At 60.8% G+C, this 23,021-nt stretch carries 19 protein-coding genes and 1 pseudogene; 3 read left to right on the forward strand and 17 right to left on the reverse strand.

What is annotated here, in order from left to right:
- Positions 1–67: 67 nt before the first annotated feature.
- The 7 genes from ACTG2O_RS01855 to ACTG2O_RS01885 form a co-directional block, all read right to left on the reverse strand.
- Positions 68–1,162 (reverse strand): tetratricopeptide repeat protein, encoded by a 1,095-nt coding sequence (locus ACTG2O_RS01855; RefSeq protein ID WP_439975276.1) that lies wholly within the window; start codon positions 1,160–1,162, stop codon positions 68–70.
- Positions 1,159–2,049: an MSHA fimbrial biogenesis protein MshM gene (gene mshM, locus ACTG2O_RS01860; RefSeq protein ID WP_439975277.1), complete on the reverse strand. Its 891-nt coding sequence runs from the start codon at positions 2,047–2,049 to the stop codon at positions 1,159–1,161. The genes ACTG2O_RS01855 and mshM overlap by 4 nt, the downstream gene beginning before the upstream one ends.
- A 92-nt stretch (positions 2,050–2,141) precedes the next feature.
- A complete protein-coding gene (gene mshL / locus ACTG2O_RS01865; RefSeq protein WP_216954783.1) occupies positions 2,142–3,815 on the reverse strand; it encodes a pilus (MSHA type) biogenesis protein MshL in 1,674 nt (557 codons plus the stop codon).
- Positions 3,816–3,885: 70 nt separating this feature from the next.
- Positions 3,886–4,215 (reverse strand): SctD/MshK family protein, encoded by a 330-nt coding sequence (locus ACTG2O_RS01870; RefSeq protein ID WP_204380549.1) that lies wholly within the window; start codon positions 4,213–4,215, stop codon positions 3,886–3,888.
- Positions 4,208–4,855, reverse strand: coding sequence for an MSHA biogenesis protein MshJ (locus ACTG2O_RS01875; RefSeq protein ID WP_139429545.1), 648 nt, complete (start codon positions 4,853–4,855; stop codon positions 4,208–4,210). The genes ACTG2O_RS01870 and ACTG2O_RS01875 overlap by 8 nt, the downstream gene beginning before the upstream one ends.
- A complete protein-coding gene (locus tag ACTG2O_RS01880; RefSeq protein ID WP_019446550.1) occupies positions 4,855–5,448 on the reverse strand; it encodes a PilN domain-containing protein in 594 nt (197 codons plus the stop codon). Before ACTG2O_RS01880 ends, ACTG2O_RS01875 begins: the two co-directional genes overlap by 1 nt.
- A complete protein-coding gene (locus tag ACTG2O_RS01885) occupies positions 5,448–6,311 on the reverse strand; it encodes a hypothetical protein (protein ID WP_026035092.1) in 864 nt (287 codons plus the stop codon). The genes ACTG2O_RS01880 and ACTG2O_RS01885 overlap by 1 nt, the downstream gene beginning before the upstream one ends.
- Positions 6,312–6,398: 87 nt before the next feature.
- Between ACTG2O_RS01885 and ACTG2O_RS01890 the strand changes: the two genes are divergently transcribed.
- Complete coding sequence (locus ACTG2O_RS01890) at positions 6,399–7,322, forward strand: 1-aminocyclopropane-1-carboxylate deaminase/D-cysteine desulfhydrase (RefSeq protein ID WP_019446552.1); 924 nt, start codon at positions 6,399–6,401, stop codon at positions 7,320–7,322.
- 76 nt (positions 7,323–7,398) lie between these two features.
- On the opposite strand, the gene ACTG2O_RS01895 is transcribed toward ACTG2O_RS01890, so the two are convergent.
- Complete coding sequence (locus tag ACTG2O_RS01895) at positions 7,399–9,327, reverse strand: EAL domain-containing protein (RefSeq protein WP_005357697.1); 1,929 nt, start codon at positions 9,325–9,327, stop codon at positions 7,399–7,401.
- A gap of 504 nt (positions 9,328–9,831) precedes the next feature.
- On the opposite strand from ACTG2O_RS01895, the gene ACTG2O_RS01900 reads away from it, so the two are divergent.
- A complete protein-coding gene (locus tag ACTG2O_RS01900; protein WP_439975278.1) occupies positions 9,832–11,358 on the forward strand; it encodes an EAL domain-containing protein in 1,527 nt (508 codons plus the stop codon).
- A gap of 310 nt (positions 11,359–11,668) precedes the next feature.
- Positions 11,669–12,766: a calcium:proton antiporter gene (locus tag ACTG2O_RS01905; protein WP_005348596.1), complete on the forward strand. Its 1,098-nt coding sequence runs from the start codon at positions 11,669–11,671 to the stop codon at positions 12,764–12,766.
- Positions 12,767–12,911: 145 nt separating this feature from the next.
- On the opposite strand, the gene hutH is transcribed toward ACTG2O_RS01905, so the two are convergent.
- From hutH to ftsE, 9 genes and pseudogenes are all read right to left on the reverse strand, one after another.
- On the reverse strand, positions 12,912–14,444 hold the full coding sequence (hutH, locus tag ACTG2O_RS01910) for a histidine ammonia-lyase (RefSeq protein ID WP_439975279.1): 1,533 nt from the start codon (positions 14,442–14,444) through the stop codon (positions 12,912–12,914).
- Between the two features lie 4 nt (positions 14,445–14,448).
- Entirely contained in the window at positions 14,449–16,158 is a 1,710-nt protein-coding gene (gene hutU / locus ACTG2O_RS01915) for a urocanate hydratase (protein WP_019446555.1), read from the reverse strand.
- A gap of 54 nt (positions 16,159–16,212) precedes the next feature.
- Positions 16,213–17,157, reverse strand: a complete 945-nt coding sequence (hutG, locus tag ACTG2O_RS01920; RefSeq protein ID WP_019446556.1) for a formimidoylglutamase — start codon at positions 17,155–17,157, stop codon at positions 16,213–16,215.
- On the reverse strand, positions 17,150–18,385 hold the full coding sequence (gene hutI, locus ACTG2O_RS01925) for an imidazolonepropionase (protein WP_019446557.1): 1,236 nt from the start codon (positions 18,383–18,385) through the stop codon (positions 17,150–17,152). Before hutI ends, hutG begins: the two co-directional genes overlap by 8 nt.
- A 154-nt stretch (positions 18,386–18,539) precedes the next feature.
- Positions 18,540–19,304 carry a histidine utilization repressor gene (gene hutC / locus ACTG2O_RS01930; protein ID WP_439975280.1) on the reverse strand — a complete coding sequence of 255 codons (765 nt, stop codon included), beginning with the start codon at positions 19,302–19,304 and terminating at the stop codon, positions 18,540–18,542.
- Positions 19,255–19,912 (reverse strand): annotated as a pseudogene (gene can, locus ACTG2O_RS01935) (carbonate dehydratase). Before can ends, hutC begins: the two are co-directional and overlap by 50 nt.
- A gap of 125 nt (positions 19,913–20,037) precedes the next feature.
- Positions 20,038–20,892: an RNA polymerase sigma factor RpoH gene (gene rpoH, locus ACTG2O_RS01940; protein WP_005339997.1), complete on the reverse strand. Its 855-nt coding sequence runs from the start codon at positions 20,890–20,892 to the stop codon at positions 20,038–20,040.
- Positions 20,893–21,343: 451 nt separating this feature from the next.
- The gene (gene ftsX / locus ACTG2O_RS01945) at positions 21,344–22,297 is read right to left on the reverse strand and encodes a permease-like cell division protein FtsX (protein WP_019446559.1); all 954 of its coding nucleotides are present in this window, start codon (positions 22,295–22,297) and stop codon (positions 21,344–21,346) included.
- Positions 22,297–22,965, reverse strand: a complete 669-nt coding sequence (gene ftsE / locus ACTG2O_RS01950) for a cell division ATP-binding protein FtsE (protein ID WP_005339995.1) — start codon at positions 22,963–22,965, stop codon at positions 22,297–22,299. Before ftsE ends, ftsX begins: the two co-directional genes overlap by 1 nt.
- Positions 22,966–23,021: the final 56 nt, after the last annotated feature.

Genomic DNA, 23,021 nt, shown 5'->3' on the forward strand with positions numbered 1-23,021 from the left:
CCGATCTCTGTTACTTCACACCCGTTGCCGCATCCGATTAGGCTTAGCTAATCGAACATGCTGTTTATCAAGGGGTTAGTTGACCAATTCGTTGTTCCAGCCAGTTGGTCGACGCCTCGCCGAGGTTGCCGTGCAGCAAGGCGTTGCGATAGGCATCGAGCGCCCGCTGGCTGTGGCCCTGACCATCCTCGGCCACGCCGAGGCCAAGCCACCAGCGGCCCTGATCCGGCTGCTGACGCAGCAGCTTCACATAGAGCGCCGCCGCATCGGCATTCTGGCCCAGCTCCTGAGTCAGTCCTGCCCAGGTGGCGTAGTAGTCCATGTTGCTGGCGAGATCCGGCTGATAGCCGGACAGCCAGCCAAGCGCTTGCTGCTGCTGCCCCTCGCTGATGGCAAGGCGGGCCAGTAGCAGACGAAAATCGGCCTGTTGGGGATCGAGCCGGATCCCCTCTTCCAGCAGCTGACGCGCCTCGGTCAGGCGGCCCTCGCCGTAGAGCAGCCCCGCCAGCTGCTCGCGCGCCCCCTGGTTGTAGGGGTCGTGGGCCAGCACCTGATAGTAGTTGTCCTGCGCATCCCGCAGGCTTCCCTTGGCCATGGCGGTGGTCGCCTTGCGCTCCGCCAGTGCCGCCAGCTCCTTGGCCGACAGCTCGACCGTCTCGATCTTCAATATGCCCGGTTTGCGCGGTGCGCTGGCGACTGCCTGCTGCTCTGCCGCCAGTTCGGCGTAAAGCTCGGGCTGCAGCTCTTCATCGGTCGGCTCCGTCTCGTCAACATCGCTGGAGGCATCAAAGGACGCACCGTCGGCCATGCCATCCGAGTCACTCTCGCCTGCCTCATCATTCACCTCATCCTGGCTTGGCAACGGCAGCGCGGCCGCCACCTCGACCGGCTCGGGCGGGCTGACTGGCGCGGCGACCCTTGTCACCACATCGGGAGTCACCGCATCAGAGGCGACCACTTCACTGGCAGCCGTCACGGAATGGGTCTGCTGCCAGTAGATCCAGGTTCGCCAACCAAGGATCCCCAGTGCCAGACCGCAGATCAGGGTCAGCAGCAACATCCACCATCCCTGCTGGCGCGCAGGGGCAATATAGACGGCGGCACCTTCGGATCCTTGCTGGCGCCGGTCCAGATCTTTCAGCATCTGGTTGATGACACTCATGGCCAGACTCCATAAGCCAGGGCGCACCCCAGCAACAGTAACAGGGGCCACCAGCGCCGTGGCGCAAAGCGGTGGGCGTCGTCGGTATCGCGAATGGCGAGCCGTACCAGACGGCTATCGATCTGGCGCACACCCTGACCATAGGCCAGCATCAGGCACTTCTGCGCCAGGATATTGATAAGTCTCGGGATCCCTCGCGATGCGCGCCACAACAGGCGCATGGCTCGACCTGCAAACAGCGGAGCCCCGCGATACCCGGAGACCTGCAATCTGTGCTCCAGATAGGCGCGAGTCTCGTCAAAACGCAGCGGCCGCAGGCAGTAGGAGAAGCCAATCCGCTGGCGCAGTTGGCGCAGATGCGGCTTGGCCAGTCTGGCATCCAGCTCCGGCTGGCCGAACAGCACGATCTGCAGCAGCTTGCTCGATTCGGTCTCGAGATTGCCGAACAGGCGGATCGCCTCCAGCGTCTCGTCCGGCAGCGCTTGCGCCTCGTCGATCAGCACAACCACCCGACTGCCCTGCTGGTGCAGGCTGATCAGGTGACGATGGATACGATCGGTCAGATCCAGCTCGCTCTGATCCCGTACCGCCAACCCCAGCTCCAGCGCCAGCGCGATGCGCAGCTCGGCCGGAGTGAGGTGGGGATTGGGCAACCAAGCAAGCCGCACCGGACGCGCTTCCGAGCCCAGCTCGCTGAGCAGCTTGCGGCAGAGCAGGGTCTTGCCGGTACCCACCTCGCCGGTCACCTTGATAAAGCCCTCCCCCTGCGCCAGCGCCCAGTTAAGCACCTGCAGCGCCTCTTCGTGAGGCGGCAGGCCGTAGTAGAAGCCGGTATTGGGAGTGAGGCTGAACGGTGCCTCCTGCAGGCCGAAGTGGGTCAGGTACATGAGACCTCACCTGCCACGACAAGCAAGCAGCCTGTGCTGGCAAGGCAGCACAGGCCGTTCGGGATAAGGGTGACCGCATCTGGTGTCATGGGTCAGCCCTTGGCCGGATACCACTTGTCGAGCAGCTCGGAGGAGCGTTGCAGCTCGTTTTGCCAGGTATCTTTCTCCACCACGGTCGGTTTGAGCATGATCACCAGCTCCACCTTCTTGGTGCTCTCGCGGCGGTTGGTAAAGGCTTCACCCACCCAGGGAATATCCCCCAGCAGCGGCACCTTGCTGACGATCTCCTGCTTGTCGGTCTTCATCAGGCCGCCGATAACGATGATGTCACCGTTATTGGCCTGCACCACGGTATCGGATTCGCGGATCGAGCTCTTGGCGAGCGGCAGTTGCAACTTGCCACCCGAGGTACCCATGTCGATCACCTTGTTTTGCTCTTCGGTATCGATAACCGAGGGATGGATATGCAGCAGCACCTTGCCCTCTTCATCGATCTGCGGCGTTACGTCCAGCGCAATTCCGGAGAAGAAGGGGGTCAGCTCCACGTTAGGCGTCTTGTCTGTGCCCGTCGAGGTAGTGGTAATGGTGGTGGACGCATTGGTGACGTAATACTCATCCGTCCCCACCTTGATCACCGCCTTCTGGTTGTTGGTCGCGGTGACACGGGGACTGGAGAGGGTATTCACATCGCCCTGGGTCTTGAGCAGGTTGACCGCCACATTGAAGTTGCCATCAGAGATCTTGAAACCGGCGCCGCCGCCCAGCGCACTGAAGATCTGGTTGGGGGTGCTGGGCAGCTGAGTATTGGCAAGCGACTGGCCACCGGTAATCCCCTTGTTGCCATCCCAACTGGCGGAGAGACCGCTCCAGTCGACCCCCTGTTCATACCCTTCGTTGAGGGCAACTTCGATGATCCGCGCCTCCAGCACCACCTGCCGCTTGAGGTGACTCTCGGACTGGGTCAGGAATTCACGCACCGCCTTGAGCTCTTTCGGGTAGGCGCGAATGGTGACCAGACCTGCCTGCGGGCTGGTGATCACGGCGCGACCGTCACCCGTGCCAATCAGGGTCTGCAGGGAGTCGCGCAGATCGGTCCAGTAGTCGCTGTTGGTGTCGGTTTCGATACGGGTGCCGTTGTTGTTGTCACCGCTCGAGTTGTTGCTGGTTGAGCTGTTGCTGCCGCTGTTGTTGTTCGATGCATTGTCAAAACTGCTGTCGCTGCTGTTATTGCTGTCATTGGCCGTCACCCCGCCGGTGCTGACCGAGGTGCGGGAGAGGCCACGACGGGACATCATCAGGTAGTTGACCGGGATGGTTTCGGTGCGCAGACCCGCCGGATAGATATGGAAGACATTGCCCTTGCGCTGCACGTCGAAGCCGTACATGTCGCCCACCACCGCCAGCACTTCCGGCAGAGTCACATCCTTGAGCTCGACGGAGACCAGCCCGGCCACCCCGGGGTGCACCGCCACGCTGTAGCGGGAGCCCTTGAACAGGGAACCGAAAAACTCCACCGCCTCCACGTCGTGAGCCGCGATACGCAGCCGCTTCTCCGGCATGCCGACCGGTATCTGCGGCCGGTTCAACTGCAGCAATTCACTTTGCACCGATTTGGGCAAGGCGGTCAGAGGGGCAGCCTGTTTCTGCTGTTCGTTCATGGCCTGTTTGAGAGCATCCTTGGCCTGGGTCGGTTCGGGGTGCTGATACGTGGTACAGCCTGCAGCCATCATGGCCACGGTGATCAGACAGAGACGGTGTTTTTTCATGTAATTAGGGCACCCTGACTTGCAATTAAACTCGATAAAGCCGATTCACCTCTCGAGAGGCAAGCACGACTCAAACCCGGATCTTGCTGGCAAACAGTGTTACCGCATGGCGTTTCCCCGCCTTTTCCAGCACCACGGCATCGGCATTGATGGCCACCAGCGTATAGCCGTCCACCTGTTGTCCGACCCGATAACTCTTGCCATTGAGTACCGCCAGTGCCGGGCCATTGCCCAGCACCACACTCTGCAGCTTCGGCAAACCGGCGCTGCTCTCGCTGGTCGCACGGGCGCCAACCGCCACATCAGCCAGCGGCGCGGTGGGATCCTGCAATACCTCGACCTGCTCCGCCTGTGCCAGCAAGCTGAACAGGCAACAGCACAACGCAAATACTCTAGCCACGGATAAACTCCTTGCTGGTACTCAGGGTGTAGATCTCCATCTCCACCACCGCGCCGGGATAGGCTTTGACCTGATAGTCGAACTGCTTCCAGTAAAAGTGACGCGGCAAGGCTTCCAGCGCTTTAAGATATTGATACACATCGAAATAGCCGCCTTCAAGCTGAAGCCGGATACCATGCTTGTAGAGATTGACCTTCTGCTCCCCCGCCATCAGCGGGGTCGGCTCCAGCGAACTGAGGGCCAGCATGTGAAGGTTGGCGGAGCGGGAGAGCAGCGCCTCCAGCACCAGCGGCATCTCGTGCGCCGGGATCAGATCGACGGTCTGGGCCTTCAGCTCATCGTCGATCCGGGCCAGATCCGCTTCGACCTGCGCCAGCTGCTCGCGAACTCCCTGATTGGGATCCCGCTTGAGCCGGGCCTGTTTGCCGAGGTTTTCCAGCTCCATGATCTCGAGGTCGCGCTCGGCGGCGCTCAGGGCCATACGATCCTGCTGCAGGCGGGTATCGGCGCCATCGAGCCAGCCGTAGAGTCCGGCCGCGCCCAGCAGCACCAGACCGGTCAGCAGGATCAACACCCGCTCCCGCTGGCTCAACACGGCGATACGCTGGCCCCATGCCTGCCATTGTGTTTTCAGGTTCATCAGGGTTTCTCCCGCGCAATGCCGCTCAACTGGAAGGTCAGGCGACCCTCCTTGTCACGGCCGAGGGTCAGTTCACCAAACTCCTTGCCTACCAGACTCGGGGTCTGCTTGAAGCGGTTGACCCAGGCCGGCACATCCTGACTGCGTCCGGCAAAGCCGGAGAGGTTGATCCGCCCTTCGTTGATCTCGATGCGCTGCAACGAGAGGTTGCTGTTGCGAATGCGGGAAAGATCCGCCATCACGCTGGCGTAGCCCTGGGATTTTTGCAGGGTCAGGCTGCCCAATTGGCGCATCAGCCCCTGCTTGGCCGTCAGCTCATCCTGCTTGTTGACCAGTTGCTGTTGCAGCCTGGGATCTGCCTGATGGCGCGCCAGCTCGGCATCGAGCCGCTGCGCCTCGCTGCGCTTGAGTTCCAGCTCGGCAGAGCGCTGCGCCAGCGCCCGACTGACCTGCTGCTGCTGCCAGCTGTAACCGACGCCCATCAACAGGATCAGCAACAGCGCAAAGCCCCATACCAGCGCCATCTGATTGAGGCTGGCCCACTGTCGCTTGGGGCGAAACTCGGCGCCATAGAGGTTTATCTGACGTCTCATCACGCATCCTCCCCGATGGCGGCGGCGTAGGCCGAGAGGTATTCGACGCCGGCCAGGACTGCCTTGTTGGCCATGGCGGAGACGGCAAAGCCGAAGGTCTGCTCCATGTGGCGCACCAGGGTACCGATAAAGGGCGAGGCGACGGCAAACTGCATCTGCCCCAGCTCGGGCAATTTCAGCTGGCCCGCCAGATAGTCGAGGGAGCGCTGGATCTCCAGCGCCAGCGAATCGAGCAACATACTGTCCGGTTCATGTTCGCCAGTCAGGCTGGTGAAACCGCGCAGCTGGCGGGAGAAGCAGAGCCCGCCTTGATGGAAGACCAGCAGTTGCAGATCCTGCCCCTTGGGCTGCCACAGCAGCATGCGCACCGTGTCATCCGCGTCATAGAGAGAGGTGAGCGCCAATTCGTCGCTGATGATGGATTGCAGGGTGGCTATGCCATTGATGGCATCGGCCAGCTGTTGCACCCGGCTCTTGGGCAGGCAGATCACATTGATGCGCGGACGACCGGCAGGCGGGGTGGGCAAGTCCACATAATCCATCGCCAGTTGCAGCACGGGTTCGCTGACATAGTCCTTGATGGCCCAGGGAAGCGCCCCCGCCATCTCGGCGTCAGGCACGGCAGGCTTGTCGATCTGGATCTGTTGATAAAGGCTGGCGGCGAGGGCCACCCGCACCGTAGACTTGGCCAGCCCATGACGGCTGAACAGCTCGTTCATGGCCACTGCCCACTCCTGTGGGCCGTTGATGGTGCGCGTCGCGAAGACGGGGGGATTGCCCACCGCAGCCAGCATGATCCTGTCATTGGCCAGCAAGAGCCCGACCTGGCGGCTTGGCGTCGACCGTCTGAACAGTTGTTTCATGTAAGCCCGCCCATCAATAGTGATTAAATGTATGAAATATTAACATAAACAGCAGATTAGCCTCCAGATTAAAAGACGGACTCACCATTGCAAGCCAACCTTTCCGCCGAGTCAGAGGGTCAAGCCATCCTCCCTTCCCCCCTGCAACGCCTCCACCATCCGTTGCTGACCCGCTATGGTGTCGAGCTGTGGTGCAAGCGTGATGATCTGATCCATCCGGCCATCTCCGGCAACAAGTGGCGCAAGCTCAAGTACCACCTGCTGCATGCCAAAGAGCACGGCAAACGGCATCTGCTCTCGTTTGGCGGCGCCTATTCCAATCATATCCACGCGCTGGCGGCAGCGGGGTGCCAATCTGGTCTTCGTACTACCGGTATCATACGGGGCGAATATGACGCCGTCAGTAACTCTACTCTGCGGGATGCCCAGCGCTGGGGCATGGATCTCGTTTTCGTCGACCGCCAGAGTTACCGGCGACGGCAGGATCCCGACTGGCTGGCCCAATTTGACGCGCCGGATACCCTGATCGTGCCGGAAGGGGGTAGCAGCCCGCTGGCCATCCCCGGTGTGGCGGAACTGGTCGGCGAAGTGCCCTTCTCGCCGGATCTCTGGGTACTGCCCTGCGCCAGCGGCGGCACTCTGGCGGGCCTGATCGCCGGCAAACGGGATCGGGAGCAGATCCTCGCCATTGCGGTACTGAAAGGAGGTGGCTTTATCGCTGACGAGGTGTGTCGCCTCCATCCCGCGGCTGCCAGCATCCCCGGTTGGCGCATCGCGCTCGATCACCACGATGGTGGCTACGCCAAATTCAGCCCGACCCTCTGGCAGTGGGTGCAGGATTTCAGCGCCACGACCGATCTGCCCCTTGAACCCATCTATAGCGGCAAGGCGATGTGGGGTCTGTTTCGCGAACTGGCGGCGGGCCGTATCGCCCTCGGCAGCAAAATCGTCTTTATCCACACTGGCGGCATGCAAGGGCTCGCCGGGCTGCGGGAGCAGGGGCGACTGTGATCCCTGCCTGACGGCAACCGCAAACAGCATCGCAAACAACAGAGGGTCGCCCCAAGGCGACCCTCTGTTGTTTATCTCAATCACCAGCCGGTTCCAGCACCAGACGCTGGGGCTCGGCAAACCAGGGCCCCTGCCCGGCATGCACCCCGAGGTGGCGCAGCATCTTCCACTCATCGCCACTCTCCACCCCCACTGCCAGCACCCGGGTGCGGGTATTGGCGCAGCCGCCTACCAGACTGCGCACCGCCATCTGGTTGACCTGACGGGCATGGATCTCCCGTACCAGGCTGGGGTGCAGCTTGAGGAAGTTGATCTCGAACTCCTTGATGTACTGGGTGCTCACCACATCCTGACCGGCATGATCGATGGCCAGCTGGCAACCCAGCATCCGCAAGGAGCGCAGTGGCCGCTTGAGCGCCTCGAAGTGACGGGTCACCTGGGATTCGGAGAGTTGCAGGATCAGCCGCTCGTTGGTGCTGCGTGGCAGCTGGAACAGGGCGAAGAAGAGCCAGCGCTGGAACTCGCGGTTGAGCAGGCTCTGGGCACTGAGGGTCAGGCTGATGGGGCAGCTCTGCTCGGATCGTTGGCGCAGCAGGGCGAGAGTGCGCTCCGCCACCAGCCGATCCAGTTGCAGCAACAAGCCCACCTTCTCCGCCATCGGCATGAAGATCCCCGCCTGCAGGGCACGCCCCTGCTCATCGTGCAGATAGGTGAGCAGCTCCTGCTGCAACACCACCTGCCCCCGATCCTGCTGGATCGGCTGGGTATAAAATTCGATACCGTGCTCTTCGAGACGGCGGCTGATCAGGGTGCGCCAGCGTACCGTGCCCTTGCTGCTCTGCTCCTCATCCAACTGCTTCTCGTAGAGGAACCAGCCGTTGTGGCCCTGTAGCCGGGCGCTCTTGAGGGCCAGCTCCGCCTCCTCCTGCACCTTGAGCAGGCTGTCTTCTGCCTGATAACAGACGGCGCCGAGATAGACCGCAGTCTCCGGATTGACCTCCTGCGGCCAATGCAGCCGTTGCAGGCTCTTGAGCAGTTGGCTGGCGCTATCCACCATCTCGCTCTCGGACATATTGGGCAGCAGCACCGCAAAGACCTGACCGGCATAGCGAGCCTGCAGGGCACCGTTGTGTTTGCGCACGAAGGCACCGATGGTGGCGCTCGCCTCCATCATCAAATCGTGCCCCAGCAACTCGAACTGATCGGCCTCCAGCTCCTCCAGACAGGCGAGATCGATCAGCAGCACGCCGCCGCTCATCACGCTCGCCTCCATGATGGCGCTCTCCAGCCGGTTGTCGAAAAACAGCCGGTTGCCGATGCCGGTCATCTTGTCGACGAAGGCGTTGCTGCGAATGAAGTTGTCGAAGCGGCTGCGCTCCTTGCGGGCATCCGCCAGCTCGGCGAGCAGATGATCGAGGGCCTGACTGGCGGCCACCGGCCACTCTTCGGCGGGGTCATGACTCAGTTTGGAGAGTTTGTCATCGAGGATTAGCTGGGCACGAATGCCCAGCAGCTCGGCCCCGCGCAACTGCTGGCGCAGCCAGCGGATGGAGTACCAGAGACCGAACACCACGATAAAGATGCCCAGCGAGATGCCGGACATCGCCTTGATGGAGTATTCCGCCTCCTTGAAGGGGCGCTCCAGTTTGAAGTTAGCCTGCATGCCGGCCTGATGGGGAAGCGGGTGGCTGTATGGCACCAGCAGCTGTTCGTCGACCGGATTGCGCACATCGCGGAACCAGTAGACCCGCTGGTTATTCTGGCGCACCTCCAGCTCGACCACATGGGCGGCCCGCAGCAGAGTGGGCAACCAGTGGCTCATATCCTCCATGTCGTGAGCAACATCGAGCTGCTTGTCGATCACTTCGACCAGCGCATCGACCTTCTTTTGCTGCAACTCCATGCCCAGCTCGCGAAAGCTGAACACCCCGCCAATCAGCACGGTCGCCATGGCTGCGATCACGCAAAGGGTGATAAATGAGACAAGCTGTGTAGTGAGTTTCATGCGCCTTTCCGTATGCCCAGCATCATCCATGTCGCCTCATGGTAGCAGCGGCGATCGGGCCACAGCTATGGATGAAGATCCCGCTTCTGCAATTTAAGCGGGCAAGCATAACCCAAAGCAGAGGGAGAATACCAAGGATGACGGGCTACAAATGCGGGAAAGGGCGGGATGACAGACAGAAAAATGGTCCCTCAAAGGGGACCAAAAGGAACACTCATATCAAAACTAACACTCTGTGCTACTGACAAAAAACAGATACAGGAGTATTGAACACACGGTGAGTCAAACCGCAGGGCTACTCTAATGCAGTTCGGATAAGCTGAGCAATTGTCATTTATGACAGGTCAGCGATTGAATCTAGCCAAAGTTAATAATAAACACATTTAAAATCATGCAGTTAAAAAATCAATCAACAAGTGTGACAACTCGGACTCAAATTGATTGCACTAATGCTCTATGATGGCAAAGTCCATTTGTGTCTCATGAAACTGGCAGGTACTTCCTTTGCGTAAATCACCCGTCTGGATCGCTCTGTTGCTGTTCGTCCTGCCTGTCGTGGGCAGCCAGTTTCTCGGCCTGTGGTTTGCCAAGCCGATGGCCTTTCATATGCTGGAAGAGAAGGTTGCCGAGCTCAAGGGAGCCATGGCAGTACGCCACCGGGAGCTGGATGCCGCCATCAACAAACAACTGGCACAATTTGAGTTCAACTGCGGCGCCAAAGACATGGAGCTGCTGCGCGATCCGCGCTTCTACAGCGCTCATATCCGCCTGCAAGGGCTGGAGCTCGCCTCCGGCAACAGCTGTTCCAGCCTGGGGGTGGAGATCCCGCTGATCAAAGAGCTCCAGAACAGCGGGCAGAAGTTTGGCAAGCTGGGGATCACCGCCACAGTGGCCAAATACAATACCGAGCAGGAGCTGGTGGCCTTTTACCGATCCGGCGGCAACCTCGCCTACTGGGTGCTGGATAACAGCTGGAGCCACGACCTGCTGCAACACCCCTGCAGCCACTGCTTCTATCTGGAGTTCAGCCGACAGGATACCGATGCAAGCACAGTCCACTTTCCCCGTGGCGACAAAGAGATCAAACAGGAAGAGAGCAATATCAGCCTCAGTTTCTTCGATCCCAATGAACTCACCAAACAGACGGTCTGGGCGGGAAAAGCGCTGGAGCAATATGCCCATGACCAACTCAATCACTACGGTCTCTGGTTCGGTATCGCGCTCGGCGCCCTGTTAAGCGTCACATACTGGCTGCTGCGCAGCTATCGGCGCTCCCTCAAGGGACTGCTGCAAACAGGATTGATACGCAAGGAATTTATTCCCCTCTACCAACCGATAGTGGATGCCCGTACCCACCAAGTGGTGGGATTCGAGGCGCTGCTGCGCTGGCAGCGGGGAAACGAGCTGATCCCTCCGGGCACCTTTATCGAATATGCAGAGGAGCAGGGGCTGATCCTGCCGATGACCGAACAGTTGCTGGAGCAGGTGATCACTGACCTGCCGCAGCTGGCACCGGAGCAGTGGGTCAGCGTCAATCTGGTGGCGGCCCATATCGAGCAGCCCCTGCTGCGCACCTTGCTCGCTCACAGCCAAAACCCCTCACCCACCCGGCTCACCTTCGAGCTGACGGAGCGCAAGCCGATCCTCGACATCAAGGCGGCCACCGAGGAGATCACCCTGCTGCAACAGATGGGGTATCACTTCAAGCTGGATGATTTTGGTACCGGCTACGGCGGCTTTGCCTACCTGCAGAGCTTGGGGATCCGCCAGATCAAGATCGACAAGATGTTCGTCGATACCATAGGCACCAACGACCTCAAGCGCAGCGTGCTGGACGCCATCATCGTCTTCGGTCGGGAATCGGGCATGGAGATGATCGCCGAAGGGGTCGAGAGCCAGTTGCAGGTCGACTATCTGAGCCAGCACGGCGTCTATCTGATCCAGGGCTACTTCTTCGGCAAACCCATGCCGCTGAAGATACTGACCCATTGGCAACGGGAGTGGCAGTCGCAACACCAGAAGGCCAGCTAACGCAGAGATGGCAGGATCTGGCCGTGAAACGGTTTGGCCAGCGGCTCGACATCATCAGGTTGATGCTGGCGGTAGCTCCGTAACCCAGCCCGGCTATCAGGCGGATAAAGCCTCCTGCAGGCCCTGACCCGGCTCCATGGTGAAATCAAACCGTCTCCTGCCACCCCTTATTTACATTCAGCAACAAAATGATCTGCCCTGACGGGGATAACAACCTTTATCATAAGGAGCCGGTTATTGCGCAACCGATAACCGTGCAGCCTGTTTATGTCATCCGGTCGTCAAGACCCCCAATAGAGAACCATTGCCTATGAAGACAGTTATCCGGCAAGAGATTGCCCTGCCCGTTGGCCTACTGACCCTGCTCTTTTTCAAGACCCTGGGCAGTGACCTGCTGACAGAGACAACTCCGCTCGGGATCTATCTTCCGGTTTCGGCGGCACTACTGGCCATCGTCACCTGGGCCATCTTCTCGGTGGTGCGCCACTCCGATGCCCTCGCCATCAAGCTGGGCGAGCCCTTCGGCACCCTGATCCTCACCCTCTCGGTCATCTCGCTGGAGGTGGTGATGATCTCCTCGGTGATGCTGACCGGCGAGCCCAACCCCACCATGGCCCGCGATACCATGTTTGCGGTAGTGATGCTGGTGAGTACCGGTCTGGTGGGCTTCACCCTGCTGTTTGGCGGCTGGCGCTACCACACCCAGAGCTTCAATCTGGACGGGGTCAAATCCTATCTGGTGGCCATCATCCCGCTGGCCCTGCTCTGTCTGGTGCTGCCCAACTTCACCGAGGGTGGTGCAATCGGCAGTATGTCGCGCGCCATGTCGTGGATGCTGATCATCATCTCGATCCTGCTCTACGGGGTCTTTCTGCTGATCCAGACCCGCAGCCACAGCCACTTCTTCGTCGACAGCGATCACGAGGATTACGAGGAGCACCACGGCCCGCTGCAGAGCAACGTCTATCACACCATCCTGCTGCTCGCCTACCTGCTGGTGGTAATCCTGCTGGCCAAGACCCTGGCCATCCCCATCAACTACGGGGTGCATGTGATGGAAGCACCCGCCGCACTGGGCGGCTTTATCGTGGCCTGCATAGTGCTGGCCCCCGAAGCAGTCGGTGCCATCAAGGCCGCCTTCAACAACCAGCTGCAGCGAGCAATGAACCTCTACTTCGGCTCTGTGCTGGCCACCATCGCTCTCACCGTGCCTGCCGTGCTCTTTATCGGCTCCATGCTGGATCAGGAGGTACGCCTCGGCCTCTCCCCCGCCGATATGGTGCTGCTGGTCACGACCCTGATGGTCTGTAAAGTGACCTTCAGCAGCGGCCGCACCAATGTGCTCCATGGAGCGACCCATCTGGTGTTGTTCGTGGTCTATCTGTTCCTGATGTTCGAACACGAATAACCGCGTTCAACCAACGTCAGAAACGCAAAGACCGCCCGATTGGGCGGTCTTTTGTTATCTGCTCTCGGCTGTCACCGGCGCCTGTGAAGCTGCTTCCCCCTCATCCCCAACCCTTCTCCCGCCAGGAGAGAAGGGGGATCAAGGCTTACAGGCTGGGCAGCACCCCGGCCGGGATCAGGTCGTTGTAGCTGGCACGGCCCAGCAGGGCGGCGGCCGCTTCGATGTCCGGCGCGAAGTACCTGTCCTTGTCGTAGAAGCTCACCTCTGCCCGCAGTCGTCCCTTGGCCAGCTCGATCAGCTCGGTACTGCGCAGCGGCGCGCGAAAATCCAGCCCCTGTGCCGCAGCCAGCAGTTCGACCGCCAGAATGCCACGGGTGTTCTCGGCCATATCGGCAAGCCGGCGGCCAGCGAAGGTCGCCATGGAGACGTGATCCTCCTGATTGGCGGAAGTGGGCAAACTATCCACCGAGGCGGGATGGGCCAGGGTCTTGTTCTCGGAGGCAAGCGCCGCCGAGGTGACCTGAGCGATCATAAAGCCGGAGTTGACCCCGCCATTATTGACCAGAAACGCCGGCAGACCGGACATCCGAGAGTCGATCAGCAGTGCCATCCGCCGCTCGGAGAGCGAGCCGATTTCGGCGATGGCCAGCGCCAGATTGTCGGCAGCGAAGGCCACCGGCTCGGCGTGGAAGTTGCCGCCGGAGAGGATCTCCTCGTCATCGGCAAACACCAGCGGGTTGTCGGAGACCGCGTTGGCCTCGCACACCAGCACCTCGGCGGCGTGGCGGATCTGGGTCAGGCAGGCACCCATCACCTGCGGCTGGCAGCGCAATGAGTAGGGATCCTGCACCTTCTCGCAGTTGTGGTGGGACATGCCGATCTCGCTGCCATCAACCAGCATGTGACGGTAGCAGGCAGCTGCATCGATCTGGCCACGCTGACCGCGCACCTCGTGGATGCGGGCATCGAACGGCCGGCGACTGCCGAGCGCAGCCTCCACGCTCATGGCACCGATGGTGATGGCACCGGCGTAGAGATCCTCGGCGTGGAACAGCCCTTCCAGCGCGAAGGCGGTGCTCGCCTGGGTGCCGTTGAGCAGCGCCAATCCTTCTTTGGGTGCCAGCGCGATAGGCTCGAGCCCGGCAATTTTCAGCGCCGTGGCGGCGTTGATCAGCTCGCCCTTGTGGCGAGCCTTGCCCTCCCCGATCAGCAGGCAGCTCATATGGGCCAGCGGCGCCAGATCGCCGGAGGCACCGACGGACCCCTTCTTCGGCACCACCGGATAGACTTCGGCGTTGATGAGGGTCATCAGGGCCTCAAGCACCGTCAGCCGGATGCCGGAGAAGCCCCGCGCCAACGAGTTGAGCTTGAGCACCATCATCAGCCGCACGGTGGCGTCATCCATGTACTCGCCAATCCCTGCCGCGTGGGAAAGCACGATGGAGCGCTGCAGCTCGTCCAGCTGCTCCACCGGAATGCGGGTGTTGGCCAACAGGCCAAAACCGGTGTTGATGCCATACACCACCCGGTTCTGCTCGATCACCTTGGTAACCACCGCAGCTGAGGCGTGGATCCCCGGCAGCGCGGCCGAATCCAGTGAAACATGTACCGGCTCGCGGCTGACACGGCGCAGGGTGGCAAGATCCAGCTCGCCCGGAGTAATAGTCAATTCAAACATGGTGTTACACCTTTCCTTTGACACCGTTGGCGCCGTCAATCATCGGCAGATCCAGTTTCGCATCAACGGCACAGTTGATGGCAATCTCGTAACCCGCATCCGCGTGGCGCATCACCCCGGTGGCCGGATCGTTACGCAGCACCCGACCCACGCGGCGAGCCGCATCATCGGAGCCGTCACAGACGATCACCACGCCGGAGTGCTGGGAGAAGCCCATGCCGACCCCGCCGCCGTGGTGCAGGGAGACCCAGGTCGCACCACCAGCGGTGTTGAGCAGGGCGTTGAGCAGCGGCCAGTCGGAGACGGCATCGGAGCCATCCATCATCGACTCGGTCTCGCGGTTCGGGCTCGCCACCGAGCCGGAATCCAGATGGTCGCGGCCGATGACGATGGGGGCTTTCAGCTCGCCGTTTTTCACCATCTCGTTGAAGGCCAGACCGAGCCGCACCCGATCCTTGACCCCGACCCAGCAGATCCGCGCTGGCAGCCCCTGAAACGCGATGCGCTCGCGGGCCATGTCGAGCCAGTTGTGCAGGTGAGGATCGTCGGGGATCAGCTCTTTCACCTTCTGATCTGTCTTGTAGATATCTTCCGGATCGCCGGAGAGGGCCACCCAGCGGAACGGGCCTATCCCCTCGCAAAACAGCGGGCGAATGTAGGCGGGGACGAAGCCGGGGAAGTCGAAGGCGTTCGCCACCCCCTCCTCCAGCGCCATCTGGCGAATGTTGTTGCCGTAATCCAGAGTCGCCGCTCCGCGCTCTTGCAGGGTCAGCATCGCCTCCACCTGACGCGCCATGGAGCGACGGGCGGCCAGATTCACCTCCTGCGGGGCACTCTGCTGCAGCTCGCGCCACTTGGCCACGCTCCAGCCCTGCGGCAGGTAGCCGTGCACCGGGTCGTGGGCGGAGGTCTGGTCGGTCACCACATCCGGTGTGATGCCCCGGACCACCAGCTCGGCGAACACGTCGGCGGCGTTGCCGACCAGGCCGATGGAGATGGCGGTGCCGCTCTGTTTGGCCTCTTCGACCATGGCCAGCGCCTCATCCAGACTGTGAGCCTTCTTGTCCACATAGCGGGTGCGCAGACGAAAATCGATGCGGGTCTCGTCGCACTCCACCGCGATCATCGAGAAACCGGCCATGGTGGCAGCCAGCGGCTGGGCACCGCCCATACCGCCGAGACCACCGGTCAGGATCCAGCGTCCCTTGGGCTCGCCGTTGAAGTGCTGGTTGGCCACCGCGAAGAAGGTTTCGTAGGTGCCCTGCACGATCCCCTGAGTGCCTATGTAGATCCAGGAGCCGGCGGTCATTTGGCCGTACATCATCAGGCCCTTCTTATCGAGCTCGTTGAAGTGCTCCCAGTTGGCCCAATGCGGCACCAGATTGGAGTTGGCAATCAGCACCCGCGGCGCATCCTTGTGGGTCTGGAACACCCCGACCGGCTTACCGGATTGCACCAGCAGGGTCTGATCCTCCTCGAGCCGGGTCAGCACCTCGACGATCTTGTCAAAGCAGGCCCAGTTGCGGGCGGCGCGACCGATGCCGCCATAGACCACCAGCGACTGGGGATGCTCGGCCACCTCGGGGTCCAGGTTGTTCATCAGCATCCGCAGCGGCGCTTCGGTGAGCCAGCTCTTGGCGGTCAGTTCGGTGCCGCGCGGGGCACGGATCACGCGGTTAGGATCATGACGGGGATCCTGCTGTTGCACAGACATACACACTCCTTGTTGTATCAATAGGGTGCCTTCGGCGACGGGCGGCCAAAAGGGTTAACGGGTCAACAGATGAACCAGTCGCGCGGCCACGCGGGCACTGCGGTTGTCCTGATCCAGCGTCGGGTTGTACTCGGCCAGATCGGCAAGCCTGAGCTTGCCGCTGGCCCGGATATGGGCGATCAGCGGTTCGATCACCGCCAGCTCCACGCCGCGAGCGGCGGGGGCACTCACTCCCGGCATCAGGTTGCCGGGCAGCACATCAAGGTCGATGGTCAGATAGAGGTGACCGAAATCGGCGATAAAGGCGTCCAGCCCGCTTAGCAAGGTGGGCAGAGCACGCTCGCTCATGGCTTCATCTTTCACATACCAGACCCCCAACTCGTCGGCCCGTGCAAACAGCGCCTGGGTATTGGCGGTCTCGGCCACCCCGAGGCAGGCGTAGCGAAACGGTGTGCCCTGAGCGGCACACTGCTCGGCAATCTGGAAGAAGGGGGTGCCGGAGCTGGCCAGATCCTGTTTCATCCGCAGGTCGAAATGGGCGTCGAAATTGATGATGCCAACCTTGCCACTACCACCCAGATAACGGTTAAGGCCGCTCCAGCTGCCGAACGCCACCTCGTGGCCGCCCCCCAGCACCAGCGGGAAGTGGCCCAGATCAAGCGCAGCGGCGACCCGCTCGGCCAGACGGCCGTGGGCAGCATCGAGATCCCCATCGGAACAGCTCACATCCCCGCCATCGTAGACGGGTCGATTCAGGTGCCAAGCGGTATTTGCCAGCAGCTTGCGCACCGCCAGCGGCGCCCCGGCGGCGCCGACACGCCCCTTGTTGCGGCGCACTCCTTCATCGCAGGCAAAACCGAGCAGCACTACACCAGCTGCCTCTTGTGCCTCGGCAGCCCAGGGCTGCACCTTGTCATGCCAGCGCAGGGCCTGTTCACCATCTTCCGGATCCTGTCGTCCCTGCCAGAGCGACATGTCGACCGGGTTGAATTTATCCATGGAGGGTCTCCTCGCCGTTGAAGATGCGGCCAGCCAGCTGATCGACGCCGACCATGTAGCTCAGCTCGGCCGGATGGGCGCAGTGCCAGATCAGGAAATCGGCCGCCATCCCCACCCTGAGCTGGCCAAGGCGCTCCTGCTCGCCAAGCGCTTTGGCGGCGTGGCGGGTCACCCCGACCATGGCCTCCAGCGGGGTCAGGCCAAACAGGGTACAGGCCATGTTCATCGCCATCCGCAGCGAGACGATGGGGGCCGTGCCCGGGTTGATGTCGGAGGAGACCGCCATCGCCACCCCCGCCTTGCGCAGGGCGGCAACCGGCGGCAGCTTGGTCTCTTTGAGAAAATAGAAGGCGGTGGGCAGCAGGGTAGCGACTACGCCGCGCTGGGCCAGCGCCAGGATCCCCTGCGGATCCAGATACTCCAGATGATCCACCGAAAGGGCGCCGAAGTTGGCGGCGAGGGTGCTGCCACCGAGGTTGGAGAGCTGATCCATATGCCCCTTCACCGGTAGGCCGTATTGATCCGCCGCCAGATAGACCTGCTCGGTCTGGGCCAGCGAGAAACCGATATGCTCGCAGAAAACATCCACCGCATCGGCCAGGCTCGCCTCGGCGGCGGCCGGGATGATCTCCTGACAGATGGTCTCGACCCAGCTGTCAGGATCGTCGCGATATTCCGGCGGCACCGCATGGGCCGCCAGCAGAGTGGTCTTGACCCGGATCGGCAACGCCTCTCCCAGTCGGCGGGCCACCCGCAGCATCTTGAGTTCGTCATCCAGCGTCAGGCCATAGCCGGACTTGATCTCCACCGTGGTGACCCCTTCGCGGATCAGGGATTTCACCCTCGGCAACGCCAGCTTAAAGAGCTGCTCTTCGCTGGCGGCACGGGTGGCACGCACCGTGCTGATGATGCCACCGCCCCGACGGGCGATCTCGGCATAGGGCACTCCCTGTTGGCGCAGCTCGAACTCCTCGGCACGGCTGCCGGCGAAGACCAGATGGGTGTGACAATCGATAAGGCCGGGGGTGACCAGCTTGCCCCACATATCCTGCCAGTGAGCAGGATACGGCCCCTTCAGTTCGGCCATCGGCACCAGCGCGTGGATCTTGCCATCCTGCACGCCGATGGCATGGAGCGGCAGCAGGCCGTAGTCGGCCAGCTCATCATTCAGGGTAGCGGGCGTCACGTTGAGCCAGACCCGCTCGCAGTTCAACAGTTCCTTGTTCATAGCGACCTCAAATGTATATACATATTCTTATAGTCGATCTCTATGACGAAAGGAAGAGCGAAATTCACATCCTGATAACAGCATCAAACTTAGAGTTTAAGCACAAAAAAGCCCACCAGGAGGTGGGCTTTGCAAAATCGAGTTGTATAGACATTTACTCCAGCTGAGTCTTGGAGCTGAGCTTGTAGCGGGAACCGGGGGAGAGCAAACGGGCGTAGGAGACGAGATGCCCCTCCGACCAGGTACGCCGGTGCAACAACAGGCAGGGAGAATCTACGCGGATTTGCAACAATCCCGCCTCACCGGCGCTGGGCAACACGGCTTCCACCACGTGCTCCATCTCGGAGAGGGGGCAGACATCCATCAGATAGCGGTTGGGGGTCTGTTGGGTAAAATCCTGCTCGCCATAGCCAGGCAAGCGCCCGGCATCGACGAAGCGCTCCTCCAATTGCAACGGCTCCCCATCGGCCTGATGGACGATCAGGCTGTGAAAGATGGGGGCGCCAACCCGCAGCCCCAGTTGTACCGCCACCTTCTCGTCGGCGGCCAGTCGCTGTAGCCGGATCACCCGGGCGCTGTACTCGCTGCCACGCTCGGCGATCTCGTCGGCAATGTTGCGAATAGCCAGCAACGGCGACTCGGTACGCCGGTCCGCCACGAAGCTGCCGGAACCGGCGGTACGCACCAGCCACCCTTCCGCCACCAGCTCCCGCAGCGCCCGGTTGACCGTCATCCGGCTCACGGTGAACTGCTCGCACAGGGCCGCCTCGGTCGGGATCCTGTCCCCCGCCTGATAGTGGCGTTCGCGGATCCCGTCCAGAATATGCTGTTTGATCTGCAGATAGAGGCTGGCGCCACCATGAAGCTCCCTAGCGCCGACGGTGGGGCGGACGCATGTCCGGCCAGGCACGGTAGACATCGGGGATCTGATCCGGGCCGCTGATGCAGAGATCGAGATCATGCAGCAAGCCATCCTTGATCCCGTAGATCCAGCCGTGGACGGCCAGCTCCTGCCCCTTGCGCCAGGCGTTCTGGATGATGGTGGTGTGGCAGACGTTGGCAACCTGCTCGGCCACATTCAGCTCGCACAGATAGTCGAAGCGCTCGTGCTCATCCTCGATGGCCTCGAGCTCTTCACCATATTTGAAGTAGACATCCTTGATGTTGCGCAGCCAGTTGTCGATGAGACCCAGCTCCTGGTTCTGCATCGCGGCTTTGACGCCGCCGCAACCGTAGTGACCGCAGACAATGATGTGCTTCACCTTGAGTACTTCCACCGCGTATTGCAGCACGGAGAGGCAGTTGAAATCGGTATGTACCACCAGATTGGCGACGTTGCGGTGGACAGACATCCCCCGGCAGCAAGCCCATCAGCTGGTTGGCGGGGACCCGGCTGTCGGAACAACCGATCCAGAGGTATTCGGGGGCCTGCTGGGCAGAAAGAGTGGCAAAGAAAGCGGGATCTTCGGCTTTGATCCGTTCGGCCCACTCACGGTTGTTGGTAAACAGGTCGTTCAACAGTTTCACTTCTGCTCTCCCTAATGTGGCAGTGGCGGCAACATAACACACTCAAGGGTAACCAAAGCAAGGCCGACCAGATCCCTGCGAAACAAAAACAGGGCCATCAGGCCCTGTTTTTATGAGAGGAAGCATCAGGCTTCCATGGCATCTTTCAGCTTCTTGAGTGCGTTTTTCTCAAGCTGACGCACACGCTCGGCAGAGACGCCGTAGGTATCGGCCAGCTCCTGCAGAGTGGTCTTGCTGTCATCATCGAGCCAGCGGGCGCGGATGATGTGCTGACTGCGCTCATCCAGAGTGGCGAGGGCCGAGCTCAGACGACGGGTCGCATGATCGTCCCAGTTGTCGTTCTCGATGGTCGCGGCCAGATCGGAGGATTTGTCCTCCAGATAGTGAACCGGAGCGAAACCGCCCTCTTCCTCATCGTCACCCACCAGATCGAACGCCTGATCGTAGTTGGCCATCCGCGCTTCCATTTCGGTCACGTCAGCGGCAGAAACGCCGAGATCGGCCGCCACGGCCTGAACCTCTTCGTGGTTCAGCCAGCCCAGACGCTTTTTGGATTTGCGCAGGTTGAAGAAGAGCTTGCGCTGGGCCTTGGTGGTCGCCACCTTGACCATGCGCCAGTTGCGCAGGACATATTCGTGGATTTCGGCCTTGATCCAGTGCACGGCAAAGGAGACCAGACGCACGCCGACCGTCGGGTCGAAGCGCTTGACCGCCTTCATCAGGCCGATATTGCCTTCCTGAACCAGATCAGCCTGGGGCAAGCCGTAACCGGCATAACTCTTGGCGACATGAACGACAAAGCGCAGATGCGACATAACCAGCTGACGGGCAGCCTCGAGATCGCCATCCTGCTGCAAACGCTCAGCCAGTTCACGCTCTTCCTCTGCGCTCAGCACAGGAATAGAGTTTACTGCCTGGATATAGCCTTCCAGACTACCTTGCGGAATCAGAGCCATAGTGCGCTGCAATGAAGTTCCCATCTGTTACCTCTTACTTTTCAATCGAATCAGTCTAACACCCTGAGAGGGTCTGTCTACTGACCGGATGCCATTCTGCGGCGTGTATCAAAGAACATGCCCAGTTTTAGACCGGCTTATCTTAAGCCTGCAGGATGAATCATGAATGAACAGTCAAAAAAAGGGGGTCACAATGAAGGACCCCCGAAAAGTAGCATGCTAAGTCCATTGTTGCGGAGCTCGCAACCTTCACATGCTTGCCAAGTCTGACGAGCAAGGCAGAGGGGCCACACCCGTATAAATGCTTCAGCTTTAATAGACTGCTTATAAATCAGAAGGTTCACTGGATCTAGCGAAGATCCGGAAGATCATTGTTATTCAGAATACTCTGACTATGGGTGCCAAGCCAGAAACGGCCCCTCTTTTACTTGATCCGCCTCTCAAAATCCAGCGATTTACTTTGATGACAAAATAATCAGGATGGTTCGATGTCGCGAATGTGGCGATGGACCGAGAACCAGGAGGCAATCAGCCCCAGCAGGGCGCCCAGCAAGATCAGATTGATCCCGTCTACCGCCCCCATGCCAACCAACCGGAAGTTACTGTTATACAAGCCCGCCAGCTCCTTCACCACCCCTTCGCTCCAGATCACCATCACTTCGGTCAGCCACCAGGCCAGCATGCCGCCGATGACCCCGAACCAGATGCCGGTATAGAGGAAAGGGCGATGAATGAAGGAGTCGGTCGCCCCCACCAGCTTGAGCACTTCAATCTCGGAACGCTGGTTGAGGATGTTGAGACGCAGGGTATTGCCGACAATCAGCAACACGGCGGAGAGCAGCAGCACCGCGATACCGGTAATGGTGTGGCGCAGCAGGTTCATGATCCCCTGCAGCCGGGTCAGCCACTGCAGATCCAGCTTGCCCTGCTCGACCCCCACCTCGTTGTTGAGCTTGCTGAGCAGCTCGGCGGCCCCTTCCGGGTTCTGCCAGCGCGGATCCGGGATCACGCTCAGCACCGGCGGTAGCGGGTTGCTGTCCAGATAATCGAGGGCATCGCCGAAGCCGGAGATCTCGCGAAACTCCCGCAACGCGTCGTCACGGCTCAGGTAGGTGACCGAATCTACCTCGGGATAGAGCAGGATCCGGTGCTGCAGATCGAGAATGCTCTGCTCCGGCAGATCCTTGCGCAGGTAAAGGGAGATCTGGGAACTGGTCTGCCAGCTCCTTTCCACCACCTCGGCGTTTTTCAGCAGCACGTGGAAGCAGGAGGGCAACGCCAGACTGACGCCGAGCACCGCCAGCGTCATCAGAGAGGCGAGCGGATTGCGCCACAACTCCCCGAGACTGGCAAACGCCTGCCGCACATGATCAACCCCGTACATCATCAGACGGCGCAGCGGCGGTTGTTTATGACGAACGATAGCCATCAGAGCTCCTCCCCGGCCGAGTACATGCGACCCGCCTTGAGGGTCAGAGTGCGATAGCGCATGCGGGCGATCAGCCCCAGATCGTGGGTGGCAATCAGTACCGAGACCCCAAAATTATTGAACTCCTGAAATAGCCGCATGATATCCATGGAGAGCTGGGGATCCAGGTTGCCGGTCGGTTCATCCGCCAGCAGCAGCGGCGGCTTGTTGACGATGGCACGGGCGATGCCGACCCGCTGCTGTTCACCACCGGAGAGCATACGCGGCTGGTAACGCTCCTTGCCGAGCAGCCCCACCTTGTCCAGCGCCGCCGCCACGCGCTTGTTGATATCGGCGTGGCTGTAGCCATCGATCACCAGCGGCAGCGCCACGTTGTCAAACACGGTTCTGTCCATCAACAGCCGGTGATCCTGAAAGATCATCCCGATCTGGCGGCGAACATAGGGGATCTGGCTGCGCTGGATATGGCTGACATCATCGCCATGAAAGAAGACGCGACCATCGGTCGGACGCTCCATCACGCTGATCAGTTTGAGGAGGGTACTCTTGCCCGCCCCCGAGTGCCCGGTCAGAAAAGCCATCTCCCCCTTGCGCAGGTGAAAGCTGACCTTCTGCAACGCCTGATGGCCACCGCTGTATACCTTGCTGACCTTGTCAAAACGAATCATAACGGTTCCCTGAAATTGACAAACCCCGACCGGAGTCGGGGTATGGAACACTTACT

Source organism: Aeromonas sp. 61P (assembly GCF_051919545.1).
Lineage (GTDB): Bacteria > Pseudomonadota > Gammaproteobacteria > Enterobacterales > Aeromonadaceae > Aeromonas > Aeromonas veronii.

Excerpts from the sequence above, each read along its gene's own strand:
- ACTG2O_RS01905 (WP_005348596.1), top strand. The coding sequence starts at position 11,669 with ATGAAGACAGTTATCCGGCAAGAGATTGCCCTGCCCGTTGGCCTACTG.
- ACTG2O_RS01895 (WP_005357697.1), bottom strand. The coding sequence starts at position 9,327 with ATGAAACTCACTACACAGCTTGTCTCATTTATCACCCTTTGCGTGATC.
- ftsX (WP_019446559.1), bottom strand. The coding sequence starts at position 22,297 with ATGGCTATCGTTCGTCATAAACAACCGCCGCTGCGCCGTCTGATGATG.
- ACTG2O_RS01875 (WP_139429545.1), bottom strand. The coding sequence starts at position 4,855 with ATGAACCTGAAAACACAATGGCAGGCATGGGGCCAGCGTATCGCCGTG.
- ACTG2O_RS01855 (WP_439975276.1), bottom strand. The coding sequence starts at position 1,162 with ATGAGTGTCATCAACCAGATGCTGAAAGATCTGGACCGGCGCCAGCAA.
- ACTG2O_RS01880 (WP_019446550.1), bottom strand. The coding sequence starts at position 5,448 with ATGAGACGTCAGATAAACCTCTATGGCGCCGAGTTTCGCCCCAAGCGA.
- hutU (WP_019446555.1), bottom strand. The coding sequence starts at position 16,158 with ATGTCTGTGCAACAGCAGGATCCCCGTCATGATCCTAACCGCGTGATC.
- hutC (WP_439975280.1), bottom strand. The coding sequence starts at position 19,304 with ATGTCTACCGTGCCTGGCCGGACATGCGTCCGCCCCACCGTCGGCGCT.
- mshL (WP_216954783.1), bottom strand. The coding sequence starts at position 3,815 with ATGAAAAAACACCGTCTCTGTCTGATCACCGTGGCCATGATGGCTGCA.
- rpoH (WP_005339997.1), bottom strand. The coding sequence starts at position 20,892 with ATGGGAACTTCATTGCAGCGCACTATGGCTCTGATTCCGCAAGGTAGT.
- ACTG2O_RS01885 (WP_026035092.1), bottom strand. The coding sequence starts at position 6,311 with ATGAAACAACTGTTCAGACGGTCGACGCCAAGCCGCCAGGTCGGGCTC.
- hutG (WP_019446556.1), bottom strand. The coding sequence starts at position 17,157 with ATGGATAAATTCAACCCGGTCGACATGTCGCTCTGGCAGGGACGACAG.
- mshM (WP_439975277.1), bottom strand. The coding sequence starts at position 2,049 with ATGTACCTGACCCACTTCGGCCTGCAGGAGGCACCGTTCAGCCTCACT.
- hutH (WP_439975279.1), bottom strand. The coding sequence starts at position 14,444 with ATGTTTGAATTGACTATTACTCCGGGCGAGCTGGATCTTGCCACCCTG.
- ftsE (WP_005339995.1), bottom strand. The coding sequence starts at position 22,965 with ATGATTCGTTTTGACAAGGTCAGCAAGGTATACAGCGGTGGCCATCAG.
- hutI (WP_019446557.1), bottom strand. The coding sequence starts at position 18,385 with ATGAACAAGGAACTGTTGAACTGCGAGCGGGTCTGGCTCAACGTGACG.